16 protein-coding genes and 1 other annotated feature are annotated in these 20,107 nt (G+C 38.6%); of the genes, 4 read left to right on the top strand and 12 right to left on the bottom strand.

All coding sequences use genetic code 11. The features are described 5' to 3' along the window. Positions 1 to 142 precede the first annotated feature (142 nt). From CJ191_RS07230 to CJ191_RS07200, 7 genes are all read right to left on the bottom strand, one after another. Positions 143 to 691 carry an NADPH-dependent FMN reductase gene (locus CJ191_RS07230; RefSeq protein WP_102199402.1) on the bottom strand — a complete coding sequence of 183 codons (549 nt, stop codon included), beginning with the start codon at positions 689 to 691 and terminating at the stop codon, positions 143 to 145. 573 nt (positions 692 to 1,264) lie between these two features. Continuing rightward, a complete protein-coding gene (locus CJ191_RS07225; protein WP_070468143.1) occupies positions 1,265 to 2,554 on the bottom strand; it encodes an argininosuccinate synthase in 1,290 nt (429 codons plus the stop codon). A 29-nt stretch (positions 2,555 to 2,583) separates the two neighbouring features. Next, a complete protein-coding gene (locus tag CJ191_RS07220; protein ID WP_257994151.1) occupies positions 2,584 to 4,137 on the bottom strand; it encodes an ABC transporter substrate-binding protein/permease in 1,554 nt (517 codons plus the stop codon). A 255-nt stretch (positions 4,138 to 4,392) separates the two neighbouring features. Further along, positions 4,393 to 4,603 (bottom strand) — a binding site (T-box leader). A gap of 132 nt (positions 4,604 to 4,735) precedes the next feature. Beyond that, positions 4,736 to 6,112: an argininosuccinate lyase gene (argH, locus tag CJ191_RS07215; protein ID WP_070468145.1), complete on the bottom strand. Its 1,377-nt coding sequence runs from the start codon at positions 6,110 to 6,112 to the stop codon at positions 4,736 to 4,738. A gap of 201 nt (positions 6,113 to 6,313) precedes the next feature. Further along, the gene (locus CJ191_RS07210) at positions 6,314 to 7,813 is read right to left on the bottom strand and encodes an amidase (RefSeq protein ID WP_102199400.1); all 1,500 of its coding nucleotides are present in this window, start codon (positions 7,811 to 7,813) and stop codon (positions 6,314 to 6,316) included. Between the two features lie 248 nt (positions 7,814 to 8,061). Then, the gene (gene groL / locus CJ191_RS07205; protein WP_070468147.1) at positions 8,062 to 9,684 is read right to left on the bottom strand and encodes a chaperonin GroEL; all 1,623 of its coding nucleotides are present in this window, start codon (positions 9,682 to 9,684) and stop codon (positions 8,062 to 8,064) included. A 60-nt stretch (positions 9,685 to 9,744) separates the two neighbouring features. After that, complete coding sequence (locus tag CJ191_RS07200; protein ID WP_070468148.1) at positions 9,745 to 10,014, bottom strand: co-chaperone GroES; 270 nt, start codon at positions 10,012 to 10,014, stop codon at positions 9,745 to 9,747. Between the two features lie 295 nt (positions 10,015 to 10,309). Between CJ191_RS07200 and CJ191_RS07195 the strand changes: the two genes are divergently transcribed. Next, positions 10,310 to 10,507, top strand: a complete 198-nt coding sequence (locus CJ191_RS07195) for a hypothetical protein (RefSeq protein WP_070468149.1) — start codon at positions 10,310 to 10,312, stop codon at positions 10,505 to 10,507. Positions 10,508 to 10,672: 165 nt separating this feature from the next. Here the strand turns inward: CJ191_RS07195 and CJ191_RS07190 are convergent, their stop codons facing one another. Then, positions 10,673 to 11,296, bottom strand: coding sequence for a redox-sensing transcriptional repressor Rex (locus CJ191_RS07190; RefSeq protein ID WP_083272773.1), 624 nt, complete (start codon positions 11,294 to 11,296; stop codon positions 10,673 to 10,675). 195 nt (positions 11,297 to 11,491) lie between these two features. Here CJ191_RS07190 and CJ191_RS07185 point away from each other — a divergent pair, with 195 nt between their 5' ends. Then, the gene (locus CJ191_RS07185) at positions 11,492 to 13,450 is read left to right on the top strand and encodes an ABC-F family ATP-binding cassette domain-containing protein (RefSeq protein ID WP_102199399.1); all 1,959 of its coding nucleotides are present in this window, start codon (positions 11,492 to 11,494) and stop codon (positions 13,448 to 13,450) included. Positions 13,451 to 13,521: 71 nt separating this feature from the next. On the opposite strand, the gene CJ191_RS07180 is transcribed toward CJ191_RS07185, so the two are convergent. Then, a complete protein-coding gene (locus CJ191_RS07180) occupies positions 13,522 to 14,334 on the bottom strand; it encodes an HpcH/HpaI aldolase family protein (RefSeq protein ID WP_070468152.1) in 813 nt (270 codons plus the stop codon). 59 nt (positions 14,335 to 14,393) lie between these two features. Further along, entirely contained in the window at positions 14,394 to 14,804 is a 411-nt protein-coding gene (locus tag CJ191_RS07175; RefSeq protein WP_070468153.1) for a cupin domain-containing protein, read from the bottom strand. Between the two features lie 778 nt (positions 14,805 to 15,582). Here CJ191_RS07175 and CJ191_RS07170 point away from each other — a divergent pair. Then, positions 15,583 to 16,770: an acetyl-CoA C-acetyltransferase gene (locus CJ191_RS07170; RefSeq protein WP_102199398.1), complete on the top strand. Its 1,188-nt coding sequence runs from the start codon at positions 15,583 to 15,585 to the stop codon at positions 16,768 to 16,770. Between the two features lie 55 nt (positions 16,771 to 16,825). Then, positions 16,826 to 17,743: an MBL fold metallo-hydrolase gene (locus CJ191_RS07165; RefSeq protein WP_102199397.1), complete on the top strand. Its 918-nt coding sequence runs from the start codon at positions 16,826 to 16,828 to the stop codon at positions 17,741 to 17,743. Positions 17,744 to 17,914: 171 nt separating this feature from the next. Here the strand turns inward: CJ191_RS07165 and CJ191_RS07160 are convergent, their stop codons facing one another. Further along, complete coding sequence (locus tag CJ191_RS07160; protein ID WP_102199396.1) at positions 17,915 to 18,703, bottom strand: 2-keto-4-pentenoate hydratase; 789 nt, start codon at positions 18,701 to 18,703, stop codon at positions 17,915 to 17,917. A gap of 168 nt (positions 18,704 to 18,871) precedes the next feature. Beyond that, the gene (locus tag CJ191_RS07155; RefSeq protein ID WP_102199395.1) at positions 18,872 to 19,870 is read right to left on the bottom strand and encodes an NAD(P)H-quinone oxidoreductase; all 999 of its coding nucleotides are present in this window, start codon (positions 19,868 to 19,870) and stop codon (positions 18,872 to 18,874) included. Between the last annotated feature and the right edge of the window lie 237 nt (positions 19,871 to 20,107).

The raw sequence follows: 20,107 nt of genomic DNA, 5'->3' as shown, positions 1-20,107 counted from the left end.
ACACCCTTGCCATTAGCTAACAGTTCCTACTGCCAGGCCTGTAGTGGACTTTCACCACCAAGTTAGCGCCCATGCCGGGCGCACCAAAAAAGAGAATCTGACATAAATATCAAATTCTCTTCCTTTTATCTATTTAGATGAATTAGTCAATAAACTTAGCTGCGTATTCAGCGAATTGCGCACCTGCGTTTGCTAAGAATTGTTTAGAGTCTTCGTTAGTTACTTCACCAGTCTCCATGTCAGAAGTTTCAGATGTGTTGATGTAAAGTTCTGGTTGCGCCATAGTGTGTAAGTCTAAGAATACTAATGATTGACGTAATGAGTGGTGTGCTAAAGTACCCGCAATACCAGAAATGGATTGAGAAGCGACTAATGCAGGTTTACCAGCCCATACATTTTGACCCCATGGACGAGAAGCAACATCTAAAGCATTTTTCAAAGCGGCTGGAATGTTACGGTTGTGTTCTGGCGTTACAAAGATGATGGCATCTTGAGCAGCAACTTGTGCACGGAATTCTTCATATTCTGCTGGAGAATTGGTATCTAAGTCTTGGTTATATAGCGGTAAGTTTGCGATTTCTAGGAAGTTCACTTCTGAACCTTCAGGTAAACCTGCAACGATTGCTTTCGCTACGCCTTCAGATAAAGAGTTTTGACGAATAGAGCCTACTACTACACCATATTTTGTCATATTAAAAATCTCCTTTTCAAATGTTCTTAATTTTTTATTTTACAAAATATATCATAACACCTCGAATTCGAAATATCAAAAATTAAAGCTTCGCATACCCATTTTTTTCATTGTAAAATGAAGCTTTATTACCCTTGTGTTACGAAGATGCCCACTATAATAGGATTTTAACTTACAAAATGTAAGTTCATAAAATCAAAATGTTTTTTATAACAATACATTAATTGTATTTTACTTATTTCGTTTGTTTAAGATAGTCTTCTGAAGTAATCAATAAAAGTTCTATTCCCGCGATACCACGCTCAGAAAGTTTTTTTATCAGTCATTTACTTGTATATAATAAAAAGAGGCTGGGACTAATCAAGTCTCAGCCTCTCTTTGCGATATAAGAACGTTCATAATTGGGTTCCAAATGTCCGCATTGTCCGATACTGCCCAAATGTCTCCAATAATATTTCATTATTGTTCGTCTTTTGGTCCAGTACGTCAATTCTAAAAACCTTTTGTCTCACCTTCTTTTTAATGCATAACACCTTGAATGGCATTGTGAGTTACACTTTTTATTTAAATAAATTATCTTAACCATTCGTTGTTTCTTGCGACATCCGTAAAGGCTCCTGGTTCAGTTGTTTCCCCTTTTTCCCAGATTTGTTCAGCCATCTTACGAGCTGATTGTGGTAAGCCAAATAGTTTGATAAAGCCTTCCGCATCATTTTGGTTATAGATATCATCTTCACCAAATGTTGCCAATTCATCTGAATATAATGAATAAGGACTGGTCATACCTGCATCAATGATATTTCCTTTATACAATACCATTGTCACGGAACCGGTTACTGTTTTTTGGGTTTCATCTACAAAGACTTGTAAAGCTTTACGTAATGGTGAGAACCATAAACCGTTATAGACTAGGTCTGCATATTTCAAGGCTACCCCTTGTTTGTAATGTTGTGTGTCACGGTCTAAAGTAATTTGCTCTAATTTTTCATGTGCATGATAAAGGATGGTCCCACCTGGTGTTTCATATACACCACGTGATTTCATCCCTACTAAACGGTTTTCTACTACATCTAGAATACCAATACCATTGGCCCCACCAATTTTATTTAGCTTTTCAACCAAAGCAATTGGGTCTAATTTTTCCCCGTTTACGGCTATCGGGATACCTGCTTCAAAGGTTACTGTAACTTCAACCTCTTGGTCTGGCGCTGATTGTGGTGATACACCTAATTCTAAGATACTTTCATAGTTTGGTTTATTGGTTGGATCTTCTAAGTCTAATCCTTCATGGGATAAATGGAATAAGTTTTCATCTTTAGAATAGTTTGTTTCACGTGTAATTGGTAATGGGACATTATGTGCTTCAGCATAGTCAAAGGCTTGTTCACGAGAAACAATATCCCATTCACGCCAAGGAGCAATAATGGTCATTGTTGGATCGAACTCACGAATACCTAATTCAAAACGTACTTGGTCATTCCCTTTTCCTGTACAACCATGAACAATAGCGTCACAACCTTCTAAATGGGCGATTTCTACCATACGTTTCGCAATTAATGGACGTGCATAAGCCGTTCCTAGTAAGTAAGTTGACTCATATTTTGCGCCAGCTTGAATCGCTGGGAAGATATAATCGCTAATGAATTCTTCACGCAAATCTTCAACATATAATTTTGTTGCGCCACAAGCAACAGCTTTTTCTTTTAAATATTCAAAGTCCTCTTCTTGACCAACATTCCCTGTCATCCCGATAACTTCACAGTTATTATAGTTTTCTTTTAACCAAGGAATGATTACTGAAGTATCTAAACCACCTGAGTATGCTAATAAAACCTTTTTAATTTCTTTATTTGCTTTTGCCATAAATAATTCCTCCTAATTTTATATCAATTTTATGCGTATTTTTGATTCATTTTTCTTTCATATACATTTAAAACTTGCGATAAAGCATAAGTCATAATGAAGTAAATAATCATAGAGATAAATAAGGGTACAACTGCTTGGTAGGTAATACTTGTTACCGCCCGTGTTTGGAAGGTTAATTCTGCTACCCCAATCGTGGATACAATAGATGATTCCTTAATCAAGGTAATGAATTCATTCCCCAATGATGGCCAGATAGATCTTAAAGATTGTGGAAAAATCACCTTCCGCATCGTTTGCCAGTAACCAAGTCCAAGCGAACGTGCGGCTTCTGCTTGCCCCTTATCGACTGATTGAATACCACCACGGATAATCTCCGCAATATAAGCACCTGAGTTCATAGACACCGACACCAAACCTGCAGTCATTGTCGACCAGCCAAATATTGCCCCTACACCTAGGAACATGAATAACACTTGGATCATCAACGGTGTTCCACGAACAAATTCAATGTATGCTGTTGCAATGAATTTTAAGACTGGGTTATTGGTTAAGCGCATAAGGGCTAAGAATATCCCTAAAATCATCCCGAAGAAAATGGATACAGCTGCGATAATTAAGGTTGTTTTAATCCCATCCCAGAAGTAAGGCCAATAGATTGTCCAACCTGTCCCCGCATTTTCACCAGCGATAATATCAAATGAGGCTTCCGTCCAGGTTTCTATCAACCCTTGGTTATCCACATCTACCAAAATATCATTGATTGCATTTTGTAAGGATGGCTGGTTTTCTGGAATTCCAATCGATTTCCCTTGGTCTTCAACTAAACCATCTAGTTTTGAATCAATTACAGTTAATCCTTCATTCTCTGCTGCATTAGCACCGGCAACTGCGTCATCTAATAGTACGCCATCGGCTTGCCCTGAAATTAAGGCTGCAATCGCATCAGCAGATTTCCGCATGATCAATAAGTCAGGATTTTCAAAATGGTCTCTTACATAACCTTCTTGTAATGTTGCTTCTGAAACTGAAATGGTATGTTCACCATTTTCAAAAGAGGTATAGTCAAGAATGTCATCTTCTTCACCCTTACGAATCACAATCGATTGACCAGATAATTCATAAGCATTTGAGAAGTCAATGGATTGATCACGTTCCTCAGTTGCCCCCATACCAGCAATAATCATATCGATACCGCCTGTTTCCAGTGAAGCAATTAGGGAACCAAACTCCATATCCACGACTTCAAGTTCAACACCTAATTGGTCTGCGATATGTTGGCCCAAGAAAACGTCAATCCCTACTACAACATTTTTCCCGTCTTGTAAAACCGTAAACTCGTATGGTGAATAGCCTGATGCTGTCCCCATTCTAAGAACGCCACGTTCTTGAATCTCTGTTAATAAGGTATCTTCACCTTCAACTTCAGCTGCTGCCTCCGGTCCTGTCCAGGAAGATGCCGAAACACTTTTTACTGGTAAAACGAGGCCTAACAAGACAGCCAATACAACCATCCAATTTAACCCTTTCAACTGCCATCCTGTTGATTTTTCTTTACTCACCTGACTAAACATTTTCTTCATCCTCCTAGATTCCCCTACAAAAAAGCCCACCTCTCCTATAAGAAGAGGCGGACTATAATCCACGGTACCACTCTACTGTTGTGATTTTTGTCTAAACATTTCCCAAAATCATTCGTATGGTGATCAAGATATCACGACACAGATGATAAAGGAACAATAGCTTTGCACCATTTCTCAAGACGTCAGTATGATCTGACGGTTTACCACAAGCATTCATTTGTTGGTTTGGAAAATAAAAAAATCCGCCCCTTCAAATGAAGAGGCGGTTAATATCCACGGTACCACTCTACTGTTGACAAAAATACATCAACGCTTGAAGACTTAACGCGTCTAACGAGTTGAGCTATCTCATTTTCACCCAACTATCTCAGCAATGCGGTTCACAATTCTCCTGACATAGACCTTCCACCAATCGTCTACTCGCTTTGGACAGTAAACTTGCTACTCTTTGCTTCTATGATTCCATATGCTATTCTCATAAAAAAATGATATCTATCATTGTTTGTTTAAGTTTTTATCATTTTCTTTTAATCATTCTAATCTGTAAACTTTAGAAAGTCAACCTCAAAAGCAAAAAATCTTTTTATATAAAATTAAATTACTTGATAATGTCGCGAACTCTTGCAATAGCAGCAGTTACAGCTTCTGGTGCTGGGCCACCGGTAACATTTCTACGGTACACACAATTCTTCAAATCAATGGCATCGTAAATATCTGCGTCAAATAATGCTGAGAATTCTTGGTATTCAGCCAAGGTTAATTCTTCCAAACTCTTACGGTTTTCAGTACAATAACCCACTAAATCACCAGATACTTGGTAGGCATCTCTAAAGGCCATCCCCTTGTTCGTTAAGTAATCCGCACAATCCGTAGCATTTAAAAAGCCAGTACCACATGCTTTGTACATCACATCTTTATTGACAATTGTTGCTTCTAGCATACCTGGTAACAGGGTTAACATTGCTTTTACATGGTCAATCCCATCAAATAATTGCTCTTTAATTTCTTGTAAGTCTTTATTATAAGCTAGCGGTAAGCCTTTCATAATCGTCAATACACTCATCAGATTACCGTAGACACGGCCCGTCTTCCCACGCATCAATTCATGGATATCGGCATTCTTCTTCTGTGGCATAATCGAAGATCCTGTTGAGAAAGTGTCTTTCAAGCTGATAAAACGAAATTCCTGACTAGACCACATAATCGTTTCTTCTGCATAACGAGACATATGCATAGACATCATAGCCAGGTCAGATAAAAATTCAATTGCATAATCATTATTCGATACGGCATCAATAGAATTGATATAAGGTGCAGTAAAACCTGCCAGTTGATCATTTGTATAAAATGGATCAATTGGGTAAGTTGAAGTAGCTAAAGCGCCAGCACCTAGTGGCATGTCAGCTGCTACTCGATCATAAAGATCAGAAAATCGCGATAAATCACGGCTAAACATTTGTGCGTAAGCCAATAAATAATGCGCATAAGTGATCGGTTGAGCCCGTTGCAGGTGGGTATAACCAGGCATAATGGTATCTAAATGTCCTTCTGCCTTTGTTAAAATAGCTTCAATCGCTGCTTGGCTGTGCTTGATAAAATCTTGCAATTCGTCTAACACATAGATACGCATAGCGGTCGCTACTTGGTCATTACGTGACCGGCCAGTGTGGACTTTTTTCCCAATTGTACCTAAACGGTTGGTTAATTCTGCTTCTATGAATGAGTGCACATCTTCTGTTGTAAAATCGACTGCTAAAGTGCCTGCAGCATAGTCTTGGCGCATTTGTTCGAGCTCTTTCACTAAGCTATCTGATTCTTCTAAATCAAGAATGCCTTGATGACCTAGCATTTGGGCATGAGCTTTGGAACCACGTAGGTCAGCGTCCAATAAACGATAATCTACTTGGATAGATTGGTTGAATTGATATGCGTCTTGTGACATTTCCTCATGAAATTTATTAGACCAAATGGCCATAGCAATACACTCCTTTAATATATGGACAATTTTTTGTCTTTTCTAGTAATCGTTAATGTGAATATTAACAAATAATGAGAAAATAACAAGTGTTTTTTATTTTTAAAAAATCATGGTAAACCTGCTCCCAAAAATAAAGAGCGCTAGATCAATAGTGACTAGCGCTTCATGAACAGCATTTAAAATGTTAATATTTTTTCATCATTTGACAATATCTGTATCTAATAATTCTTGATCTTCAAATTGTTTAGCTAATTGTAATAGTAAGTAATCATTCCCTTTTTGCGCAATAAATTGTACGCCAACTGGTAAATGATCTTTATTTTTATATAGGGGTAAGGAAATAGCTGGTTGGCCTAACATGTTGATTAAAGAGGTATAAGGCATATGAGCGATACTCTTCTCGAAATGCGCCCAGATAATGGCTTGTTGGTCGGCCATTTCGTAATCATCAAAGTGTTTCTCCTTTTCGATGATTTCATTTAGTTGATCTGGGTTAAACTGACCATGGATAGGTGCTGGACCATTCGTCGTTGGTGTGAGTAATAGGTCAAAATCTTCTTTAAACATCGCTTCAGACTGAGCCGTCCACTTGTCCCATTCTGCTAATAATTGGCTATAGCGATAAGAAGGCACCTTTAAGCCTGCTCGGTAGATTGCCCAGGTTAACGGTTCAACATCTGAAAAGGTGACCGGTCGCCCGTTTACTTGTTCAATATCCTTCATCATTGCCGCTGTTTCTACACTATTCATCACAAAGTAATTACGCATGGTTTCAGCTCTGTCAAAAGGTTCCGTTACTTTGAAAACTTCATGTCCTAGTTTTCTTAGTGCTTGTATCGTTCGGTTTAAGGCTGCTTTAGCATCCGTATTTAATGGCCACTTTGGGTTTAATTGGTCCATGTAACCAATCTTTAAAGGTCTATTTAAGGGTTTTAAGCTCGTTTCTTTCATTGTTGGCATGATGAATGGTGCCTCTAACTGCTCTACTTGAAGATTTCGTAATAAAGTCCAGGTATCATCCACACTTTTCGTTAAGGCAAAATTGACAGACGCGCCTTGCCAGCCTCGATATGCTCCAGGTCCAACCGCTACTCGCCCTCTAGATGGTTTTAACCCGATTAAACCTGAGAAAGAAGCAGGAATACGAATAGATCCGCCACCATCTGATCCAAAGGCTAAGGGCACAATACCTGCTTTTAAAGCAGCAGCCGCACCACCACTAGACCCACCCGAGTTACGGTTTAAATCAATTGGATTGTTTACTGGACCAAAAGTTTTAGAATCACTAATCCCTTTAAAACCGAATTCCGGTACATTGGTCCGACCAATGATGATAAACCCAGCTTTAATGATATTTTCAACGAAATAATCGGTTACTTGCATAGCCGTATCTTTCGTTAAATGGGCACCGCTTGATGTAAGATGTCCAGCTTGATATTGCCCTAAATCTTTCAGCAGAGTTGGGACACCAAAGAAGTCAGGCAAGTCGTCCACTTCCGCCTCCGTCAACTGATCTAAATAAGCATCGTATGCTTTCGCTTGAGCTCGTGCAGCGTTTGCTTGCACATATACAATGGCATTTAATCTAGGATTCAGCGCTTCAATATTCGCTAGGGCTTGGTCCACTAAATCTAATACCTTCACCTTTCGCATCTTCACTTGCTGTGCATAGTAACCGGCATCTTCTGTAAACAACATGGTAAATCTCCCTTCAATTAGCTAGAAATGCGCTTATTTTTTCTACTCATAGTCTCATTATAGTGAAAACGCCTTTATAATAGAAAGTGATTCAGCTTATTTCAAAGTTTATAAAAAAATAGGAGGTGTGAACTTGATTTCACACCTCCTAGCAATCGGTATCACCATGGGTTTGACCTATAACAGCTTTTTATTCCCAAGTGATTTTTTGTTTGCCTTCTTTATAAAAGCGCTATTTACTTTCTTAATTAATACATACCTGCACTAGGGTCCATTGCTGGCATTTGTGGTTCAGGTTGTGGTTGGTTTGCAACAGCTGCTTCAGTAGATAAGATTAATCCAGCTACTGAACCTGCGTTTTGTAATGCTGAACGAGAAACTTTAGTTGGGTCAACGATACCTTCTTCAATCATATTTACCCATTCAGAAGTTGCTGCGTTAAAACCGATACCTTCTGTTTGTTCTTTCAATTTCTCAACAATTACAGAACCTTCTAAACCAGCGTTCTCAGCGATTTGACGTACTGGTGCTTCTAAAGCACGTAAAACGATTTGTGCACCCGTTTGTTCGTCACCAGTTAATGATTCAGCTAAGTCAGAAACTGCATGCTTAGCATTGATGAAGGCAGTACCACCACCTGCTACAATCCCTTGTTCAACAGCTGCACGTGTTGCGTTTAAAGCATCTTCGATACGCAATTTACGTTCTTTTAATTCTGACTCAGTAGCTGCACCAACTTTAACAACCGCAACGCCACCAGCTAATTTAGCTAAGCGTTCTAATAATTTTTCACGGTCATATTCAGAAGTTGTTTCTTCGATTTGACCACGGATTTGTGCAACGCGTTGTTCAAGTTGCTCTTTATTACCTGCACCTTCAACAATTGTTGTATCATCTTTTGTAACAACAACGCGGTTAGCGCCACCTAATTGGTCAATTGTAGTGTCTTTTAACTCTAGACCTAAATCTTCAGTAATCACTTGCGCACCTGTTAAGATAGATAGGTCTTCTAACATCGCTTTACGACGGTCACCAAAGGCTGGTGCTTTTACCGCAACAACGTTGAAAGTACCACGGATTTTGTTCAAGACTAATGTTGGTAATGCTTCACCGTCAATATCATCAGCTACTACTAATAATGCACGACCTTCTTGAACAACTTGTTCTAATACTGGCAAAATGTCTTGGATATTAGAAATCTTTTTATCTGTTAATAAGATATAAGGATTTTCTAAAACAGCTTCCATCTTGTCATTGTCCGTTACCATGTATTGAGATAGGTAACCACGGTCAAATTGCATACCTTCTACAACATCTAGTGAAGTATCAATTGATTGAGATTCTTCAATGGTGATGACGCCATCTTGGCCAACTTTTTCCATTGCTTCTGCAATTAAATCACCAACTTCGCTATCTCCTGATGAAATTGATGCAACGTTAGCGATTGCGCCTTTAGAATCTACGGGAACTGAAATTTCAGATAAACGATCTGAAGCTACACGAATAGCTTTGTCAATCCCGCGACGAACACCTACTGGGTTAGCGCCAGCAGTAACGTTTTTCATACCTTCAGATACAATTGCTTGTGTTAAAACAGTTGCAGTTGTTGTACCGTCCCCAGCAATATCATTTGTTTTTGAAGCTACTTCAGCAACTAGTTTCGCACCCATATCTTCAAATTTATCTTCTAATTCGATTTCTTTGGCGATAGTTACACCATCGTTAGTGATTAGTGGTGACCCATAACTTTGGTCTAAAACAATATTACGACCTTTTGGCCCTAAGGTTACTTTCACCGTATCCGCTAGTATATCAATCCCACGAACCATAGATTGACGAGCATCTTCTGAAAATTTAATATCTTTTGCCATTTATTTATTCACCTCATAAAAATTCATACTGTTATTAATCTGTAAATATTGATAAATTGACTAATCTACGATTGCGATAATATCGCTTTCTTTAATAATTAATAATTCTTGACCATCATATTCAAATGTTGAACCTGCATATTTTTCAAATAGAACACGGTCGCCTTCTTTCAATTGAGATGTGAAATCTTCAGTATTCTCAGCAACTGCTTCCACAACACCTACTTGTTGTTTTTCTTTAGCAGCTGACGGTAATACGATACCTGAAACTGTTTGTTCTTTAGCCTCTTCAACTTTCACAACAGCGCGTCCGTTTAATGGTTTAATCATTTACATGTCCCTCCATTAGATAAAGTATTTGTCTAACCCAAGCTAATTTAGTTGGTTTTTATGGGGATTAGCACTCGCTATCGTCGACTGCTAATCTCTATATTTCTTATATTAAAACATTCAAATCTGAATTGCAAGAGAAAGGTTGACTTTTTTTGACCTATTTTCTTTTATAAGTTGAAAACCTTGATTTTATGCGGAAAGTACGTTAGTTTTAATAGTTGAAGAATGTGTCATATTTTGATAAAAATCAAAATGTGCTATTAGCTATTAAGAGAGGAATGTCAGTATTTTTATGTTAAAAGGACCAGTAATATTTCTATTACTATTCAAATTAGTATTTATTTTTCTAGCCATAAGCTTCGCTATCGGCAGTGTAGAAGGTTCTGGATGGAACTGGACAGTATACTTAGCCCTAGCAGTTGCCGCCTATGAAATTGTTGACTTGTTGAATACACTCAACGTGCTACGGCAGTTTAAATCTAAACAATAAACTTGAATTAAATCGATTTTGATAAATATTGCAAATATTTTTATATCATTTTAGCGCCCATATGTGAAACTTAACAAACTTTCACACCCATCATAGATATAAAAAAATAGGTCGAGATGAACGATCTCGGCCTATTCGCTTGCTGATATAGATGCAGCCATTATATTATGCATTTGTTGAAATAAAGTAGACTAATGTTTGGAGTTCATTCGTGAAGTCTACATCTTGTACCCGAATATTATCTGGCACATCTAATCTTACTGGTGTAAAGTTCAAAATACCTTTAATATTTGCTTGTTCTAATGCAGGAACTGTATCTTGTGCAACTGCCTCAGGTACTGAGAGAATCACTACTTCAATATCCATTAATTTTAATTGTTCAGTTAAATCCTTCATATCATAAACAGGAACACCATTGTGGACTGTACCGATGATATCCTGATTGATATCGAAGGCGGCACCAATTCGAATATTATTTGATTTTTTAAAATTGTAATTTAATAAAGCATTACCAAGATTCCCTACACCGACTAGCGCTACTGTTGTTAAGCGGTCTTGGCTTAATGTTTTACCAAAGAAGTCTAATAAAGCATCGATATCATAGCCGTATCCGCGTTTACCTAAAGCACCAAAGTATGAAAAGTCACGTCTAATCGTTGCACTTTCAACTTTTACTGCTTCACTTAATTCTGTTGAAGAAACACGTGTTTTCCCCATATTTTTGAATACACGCAGGTAGCGATGATATAGTGGTAATCTTTTGGCAGTGGCTTTGGGTATTTTACGCATGTTCATCCTCTTTCTTATACTGATATAATTTCTTAAACAGTATACCAAGTTTGTGAAATTAACACAAGACCTATCCATTGGTTACTTTTGATATATATCAAAAAATGCAACCTTTCCAATAAAACGTTTCCATTAAATGCTCATTTTTTTATGGTAAAATGATACATACTATCAAATGAAAGGATCATGCCGACTATGATCATATTACAAGGTTCAAATCTAGCTCGACGCTATGGCGTTGAAGTGATATTTGAAGATGTACAAATGACTATCCAACATAACAGCCGAATTGCGCTAGTTGGCCGTAACGGTGCCGGTAAATCGACACTATTAAAAATGTTAGCCAACATTGAAGCGCCTGATGACGGTCAAGTTTCCTTAACAAAAGGAACAACCATCGCCTATATGGACCAACATACCGCTGTTTCCGGTGACCGGACAATTTATGAAGAAATGCTTTCAGTATTTGAACCTGTCATCAAGTTATTAAAAGAATCAGAAACAGCAGCCCTTGCCTTAGCAGATGAAAAGCTCATGCAAGATGAAGAAGCCTACGAAGCTGCCCTCAACCGCTATGACCAACTTCAAGAGGACTTGATTCGTTTCAACGCCTATGGCTACGAATCTGAAATCCGCATGGTTTTACACGGTTTCCAATTCTTTGATGAAGATTATGACCGTAAGATTTCAACGCTTTCTGGTGGTCAACGGACGCGTCTGGCTTTAGCGAAAATATTACTCGAGAAAAAGGATTTATTTATTCTAGATGAGCCAACCAACCACTTAGATATCGAGACTTTAACTTGGCTAGAAAATTACTTACCAAAATATCCCGGTGCCCTACTAATTGTGTCTCATGACCGTTATTTCTTAGATGCAGTGACTAACGAAACTTATGAGATGGCGCACCAAGGCATTCATTACTATAAGGGAAACTACTCATTCTACCTGAAAGAACGGGCACAACGTATCACCTTGCAAATGAAAGCTTACGAAAAACAACAAGAAGAAATTGCCAAATTAGAAGACTACGTAGCACGTAATATCGTACGCGCTTCGACCACCAAAATGGCACAGTCACGTCGTAAGCAATTAGAGAAAATGACCAAAATTGAAAAGCCTTTAAACGATGAAAAATCTGCCCGGATTCAGTTCTCCGTAGCTGAAAGTTCTGGAAATGATGTACTGCAAGCCAACAAATTAGCCATAGGATATAGCCCAAATAACGTTTTGGCTGAACCTATCTCCTTCCAATTACGCAAACAGGAAGCTATTGCTATTGTTGGGCCAAATGGTGTTGGAAAATCAACCTTACTAAAGACGATTATTAAACAAATCCCTGCTTTACGCGGTACTATCGACTATGGTGCGCATCTACAAATTGGCTACTACGACCAAGAATTAGGCAATTTAAACTCGACAAAAGATGTCCTCCATGAATTATGGGACGAACATCCAACTATGATGGAGCGAGATATTCGGACGATCCTTGGATCCTTCCTATTCACAGGAAATGATGTGGCTAAATCTGTCGCAACGCTTTCTGGTGGGGAAAAAGCCCGACTTGAACTGGCAAAACTTTCCCTTGATCATGATAATTTCTTAATTCTCGATGAGCCAACCAACCACTTAGATATTGATTCTAAAGAAGTATTAGAGAATGCCTTAATCGAATACGATGGTACACTATTATTTGTTAGCCATGACCGGTACTTCATTAACCGAATTGCGACCTCTGTTTTAGAAATCAATCCTGAAGGTTCAACGCTTTATCTAGGCGACTATGATTATTACGTGGCTAAAAAAGCAGCAGAAGAAGAACGTCTTGCTTTACTAGCAGCTGAAAATAATTCAGAGAAAGCAGAAAAAACAGTTGTTGAACCAGCTTCCGATACTAAACAAGCTTTTCAAATGTCTAAAGAGAAACAAAGAGAACAACGAAAATTACAACGGGAAATTGCCCAACATGAAGAAACAATGGCTGATTTAGAAGATAAAATTGAAGCAATTCAATTGGATATGACAAAACCTGAATTTCTTGATGATTTTGAGAAATTAAACGAATTAAATCAATCCCTTCAAGAAACAGAAAAAGCCTTAGACCAAGTGATGACTGTTTGGGAAGAAGCAGCAACAAAATTAGAAAACTTATAAAAATAAAACAAGGTAAGCCACGAAAGCAAATGTGGCTTACCTTGTTTTTTTATTTACTATACCAATATCCATTATTTCAAGAATACCGCATCATCTACTTGGTATTGATCCCCTTCTACACCTTTACGAACGTCATCAATTCTAGTTTTGGTGGCTTGACGGAAGAAAGCCAAGTCATTCAGTACTGTAACGAATTGGAAACCTTGTTCAATTCGGTTAATGGCATCTTGTGCGTTGGCTGTAAAGATGCCAGGAATTACCCCAGCTTCTTTACAGGCCTTGAGTACTTTTTGAATATTGTCTTCAAGTTCTGGACTTGTTGAAGGATCTTCAACGCCCATAGCATGCGCTAAATCAAGACGACCAATATAGACACAATCAATCCCTTCAACACTTACAATGTCTTCTACATTTTCAACTGCTTCTGGGGTTTCACATTGCACAATGACCATGGACTTTTCGTCTACTTCACCATTATTGTAGTTTTCGTAGGCACCCCATAACGGTCCACGTCCAATCCCTTTACCACGAATACCAATAGGCGGCATTTTAGTGTTTTGAATAACAAATTCAGCTTGCGCCTTAGTATTGACCATTGGAATCATCAAACCATGTAAGCCAATATCTAACATTCGCCCCATCATCGGACCATCTTCAGGATTATAAACCCGAGCATATGGCGCTGTACCGTATAACTCCGCTGCGCGCACCATGTCTAAAGCTGTTTCTAAACTAGTTTGAGCATGTTCAAAGTCAATCATGGCAAAGTCAAAACCATTAACACCCAAAATTTCCGTATTTAAAGAGGAGCTAGATGCCACAAAAGCACCTATGGCATAGCCTTTTTCAGCAATTTTTTCTTTTACAAGGTTGCGCATTTCCATTTATATCATCCTTTTCCCGAGTTTAATGCATTTACAAATTTATCCTGGTTTAGCCTATATTAATCAATAATATTAAAGCCTTCATATCCTTGTGCTTTCAAGAATTGGCTATAAGCTTCGTTATAGTCCTCACGTGCTGGAGCGAAAATATCTACATTCACTACTGTTTCTGGAGAATCGTAAACGTGTATATAGTGTTCAACCCCCTTAGGTACAACTACCCAAGAACCTGCTGTCATACGAAATGGCTCACCATCCACGTAGTAATCACATTCACCCTGTAAGATCCAGGCAATTTGTTGATGGTCTTCATGCGTATGCGGTCTTAAATCATTCCCATTCTCCACCCGATTCACAGTTACATTGACCCCATCTCCTGACATTGCGAATACTGCTTGATCAATCCCTGGACGTAATGGGCGGTAAGGTATTTCATTGATATTTCCATAATCTACGTTTTCTAGTGCCATCATGCATTCCTCCAATATCGATTGTTTTATTAAAATTTTATGAGTTTTTTTTGATTGGTGTCACCTTAACATCTCATTTTATTAAAAGCAACAAGAGAAAACATTTAGCTGTTCATTCAGGCTTTTTTGATAAGAGCCTTCCCAAGAAAAAGATGCAGTAGATTTTTTGGCCTTCTTATGTAGGAAATATCTTTTTTAAGATTCATTTATCCTCAAAAAAGGGATAAAAACGATTGTTGAAAAATATACAATTTTTGTATATAAATGACTTTCAGCCATAAAGTGTCGCTCCCTCTCCGATTCGAACTCATCATTTTCTCATTTTTTGAAAATAATATATAAGCAAAAAAGCATTGATACATAAGGATTTACCTGATGTCAAATCTATTCAAATAAAATTAAATTAAAAACAAATGTGTAAAATGCTTGATTAAATGAAAATGTGATGATAAGATAACAACAACTTAAATCAAAGGAGTGAGACCAAAATGGCAATGCATACAGATTTTACAAATATGACCAATACCTCTTGGTCAATGACCTCTACTGATTACCAGACACATACATCTTTATTATTATTATTATTAGCTAACTAGGATTGTTCCAACATATGGAAGAGTCCTATTTCTCGTGAATGCGGGCTCTTAGCTAGTAAGACTGCGGGCCGCATAATTGGCTCGCAGTCTTTTTTTGTTTCTGATAATCAGCTTTTAAGTGAATAGATGTTTTTCAAATTTGTCTAAATAATTATCCAGTAACCCTCGAAAGGAGTTTTCAAATGCAAGATGTCGTAATCGTAGCTGCACAAAGAACCCCCATCGGATCATTCGGTGGCGTATTTAAAAATGTTTCCGCTGTTGACTTAGGTAAGGTAGCTGTTCAAGGGGCCTTAGAAAAAGCCAACATCGATCCAGCCATAGTAGATGAGCTTATCTTCGGTAACGTCTTAAGCGCAGGTTTAGGTCAAAACGTTGCTCGTCAAGTTGCAGTCGCTGCCGGAATCCCTGTTGAAAAACCTGCTTTCACTGTCAACAAGGTTTGCGGTTCAGGTTTGAAAGCTGTGGCCCTTGCCGCACAAAGTATTATGGTAGGCGAATCAGAGGTTGTGGTTGCTGGTGGAACTGAGAATATGAGCCGATCCCCTTACATCACTGACGATGCACGTTGGGGTATGCGGATGGGTGACAAGAAAATTGTCGATACCATGATTAAGGATGGTTTAACAGACGCTTTCAATCACTACCATATGGGCATTACCGCAGAAAATATTGTTGAGAAATATGGTTTTACGCGCGAGGACCAAGACGCTTTCGCCGCCTCCAGTCAACAAAAAGCCGAAGCTGCGCTCAATGCTAATCGATTCCACGATGAAATTACCCCTGTATCCGTGCCACAAAAACGTGGTGATGCTATCCAAATTGACACGGATGAATACCCTCGCGCTGGTGTAACAGCAGAATCACTTTCTAAACTAAAGCCAGCATTCAAACGTGACGGTGGCACTGTGACAGCAGCTAACGCTTCAGGTATTAACGATGGTGCAGCAGCGATTGTTTTGATGTCAAAAGAGAAAGCTAAAGCTATCGGGGCTCAACCATTGGCAACAATTAAAGCTTTCGCAAGTGCCGGTGTAGATCCAGCAATCATGGGAACTGGCCCAATCCCAGCAACCAAAAAAGCATTGGATAAAGCCCAATTAACGATTCAAGACATAGACTTAATTGAAGCCAATGAAGCCTTTGCTGCTCAAGCCCTATGTGTACTACAGGACCTAGATGTAGATATGGATAAAGTCAATGTGAATGGTGGGGCTATCGCCTTAGGTCACCCAATTGGTGCATCCGGTGCCCGTATCCTAGTCACCCTAGTCCATGAAATGATGAAACAACAATCCAGATATGGTCTAGCTACCCTATGTATCGGCGGTGGCCAAGGAATATCAATGATTATCGAAGGTAACCAATAAAATATAAATGATTAAATGAACGCTCAATACAACATATATAAAGGAGATTTTTACGATGATAGATACCTATACTTTCCACGAAATGACTCTGTCTTGGTTGAACGGCGCAATGATTGGTACAGATGGTGGCACAATTTTCGGCCCCGTACCAAGAACACTTTGGGGGCGATACTATCCTTATAATGACAAAAATCAAGTAGCTGAAGTTTGTGACCCAATCCTTATTCAATACCAAGGAAAAAACTATTTAATCGATGCATCCTTTAACTTGGATAAATTCAACGAAAAAGGCAAACGTAATGTAGGTCTACAACAAGAAGGCAATATACAAGAAGACTTTGAAATCCTTGGTCTTACACCTTTAGATATCGATGTTATTATGATGACCCATATGCATAACGACCATGCTAGTGGCTTGACTTACTTTGAGGATGACCAATGGCACTCAACGTTCCCCAATGCAACCATTTATATCTCTGATATTGAATGGGATGCCGTAAGACATCCGAATGCCCGAACAAAAAATACTTATCCGAAAGAAAACTGGGAAGCCATCCAAGGACAAGTAGAAACCTTTACGGATAGCATTACGATTGCCGAAGGGATTACCATGGAAGTAACTGGTGGTCACAGTCCTGGCCATACGATTATTCGTCTTGAACAAGCAGGCGAGACCATGCTACATATGGCAGATATCCTATTGACTTTCGTTCACACAAATCCACTTTGGGTTGGTGGTTTAGATGATTACCCAATGGACTCTATCTCAGCCAAACAAGACCTCATGCCAGAAGCTTTAGCGAACAATTACCGCTTTATCTTCTATCATGACCCATACTACCGTGTAGTAGAATATACAGCAGATGGGAAAAACATCCAATATGCCATGAAATCATCTCGTGATGTTTTTATTCCTTTCACAGACCAACAAGACCGTGTCCCAAAACAAGTTGAAGCAGCCTTTGCCAAGTAAGCAATAGATTGTTTCGTTCATTGAATATAAAATATCAACAAGTTTCTTCTATATAAAGGTTGCAATTAAATGACCTATTATATAGAAAAAACTTGTTATTTTTTTGAAAGGACTACAAAAAAACCAGCTAGTAATGGTTTATAGAACCTCACTAGCTGCCTATATTTTGCTTTATTCAACAACTTCAAAACGAATATCATCCAAGCTGTCAAACTTCACTTCAACCTTGTCACCAACTTCAATCTTGTTGGCTTTGGTCATCCCTCCGGTCATGATTGGTACACCTGCTTTTAGGGTTACACCACGTTTATATAAGGCATTGGCTAAGAAAACAACCGCATTGGCCGGATGATTCGCTACATCTTTCCCGTAACCTTCATCAATCTTTTCCCCATTAATATAAACACTTGCCTTTTCATTCAAAATATCTACTTGGTCTAAAGTGAAATGCGTCTTAGAATAAATGGCACCTTGACAAGAAGTATTATCCGCCACCACATCTTCTAAAGAAAAACGGAAACCATGGTAGCGAGAATCTACCACTTCAACAGAAGAATAGACATAATCAATCTTTTCCATCACTTCTTCAAAAGTTACTTGCTCTTGATAAATATCATCTTTCAAGACAATGGTCACTTCCGGCTCAATACGAGGATGGATAAAGCGTGTCATCGATAAGGGTTCCCCATCGTAAGAAATCATATACTCAAAAATGTGTGCATATACCGGTTGATCGATATTTAACTGTTTAATTTTAGCTGGGGACGTCAATCCAATCTTATAGGCCGCCGTTTCTCCATCCGTCTCCTTCTTTAAAGCTACGACTAAATCTTGAATATCATAAGCCTCCTGCTCATCAAAGGATACATTAAACACCTCTGTCACATTATCAATCGGCGTCTTACGCTTCTCCGCATCATACAAATACTGAGCAATCTCCTGCATTTTCGTTTCTTCCATACCTGTCAGCTCCTTTTGCATTAGAAAACAATGATAAATATTATTCTCATTGTATCAAAGCTGACAAATAAAGCAATCCATTTTCTCATTTATTTTTAATCAAAAAAAGGCGTCTGCCAACTTGCTAGCAAACACCCTATATCATTTTCCAAAGAGAAATCCGCAACCTTATTCTTCTAAGCTCACGATAATTTTACCCAGATTTTTATTGGCTTCCATATATCTATGCGCCTCTGGTAAGTGATCAAAATTGATCACTGAATCAATCACTGGGTGAATTGTACCATCCGCAATTAAAGGTACTACATCCCTATTCACGTCTGCTACTAAACTGGCCTTGTAATCATCAGCCCTATTGGATAATAAAGTGCCTTGCAGTTTCACTCGCTTAAAGAGCAATTGACCCATATCAAAGTCTGAAACCTCTGTTCCTCCAAGCACACCAATCAATACCCAACGACCATCTACACCAATAGTGGACAAATTTTTAGCTGCATAGGACGCGCCAATGAAATCTAGAATAACATCGACACCTTTCTTATCAGTTGCTTCAGAAATCACGTCGGCGAAATTTTCTGCCTTATAATTGATGGTGGTTTGCGCACCTAATTTTTGAGCTAAGTCCAGTTTATCCTGACGGCCTGCGGTGGCAAAAATTTCTGCCTTGGACAGGTGGTTAGCCAGCTGGATGGCTGCAGTCCCAACGCCAGAACCCGCTGCATGAACAAGGATCCGTTCACCTTCTTGTAGGTCACCAATCCAATAGATTGTTTGATAGGCCGTCATGAAGGCCTCAGGAATCGCAGCTGCGGTGGTGAATGGCGTATCTTTTGGAAATACCATGGCTCGACTAAGGGGTAAGCGAGCATACTCAGCATAAGCACCATGGGTAATAATCCCTGCAACATGGTCCCCTATTGCCACATGACTAGATTCGTGGTCTTCTGGATTGATATCCACCACTTCACCGGCAATTTCAATCCCAATCACTCGTTCTTCAGTAGTGGCATCAGCCTTTAAACCATTTCTAGACATCACATCATGGCGATTAATCCCAATAGCTTTCACTTGTACTAAAGCTTCACCCAGTTCTGCTTTAGGTTTAGCTATATCTTGTAATTCAAAGTTATCCGGTCCACCTGCTTGATTAAGTACCCACGCTTTCATCTATACCACTCCTTCTTCAAATAGTTTACCACGCTCATCATAAACCATTTCTAGATAATTGATAAGTAAAGGACTTTTTCTTCATTAGATACAGTGATCTATCACTAATTAAAAACAATAAAAAGCTATAATTGCACAATATTTACATCATAATCGATAAAATTTTCGTAAATAAAATATCATGACCTTTTTTCTTAATACCCTTTGAATTCGCTTTCAAAAAATACTATACTATAA

It is taken from the genome of Aerococcus viridans, assembly GCF_002871935.1.
GTDB classification, from domain to species: Bacteria; Bacillota; Bacilli; order Lactobacillales; family Aerococcaceae; genus Aerococcus; species Aerococcus viridans_B.
The sequence above is the reverse complement of the archived record's forward strand: the minus strand, read 5'-3'. Positions and strand labels throughout refer to the sequence as shown.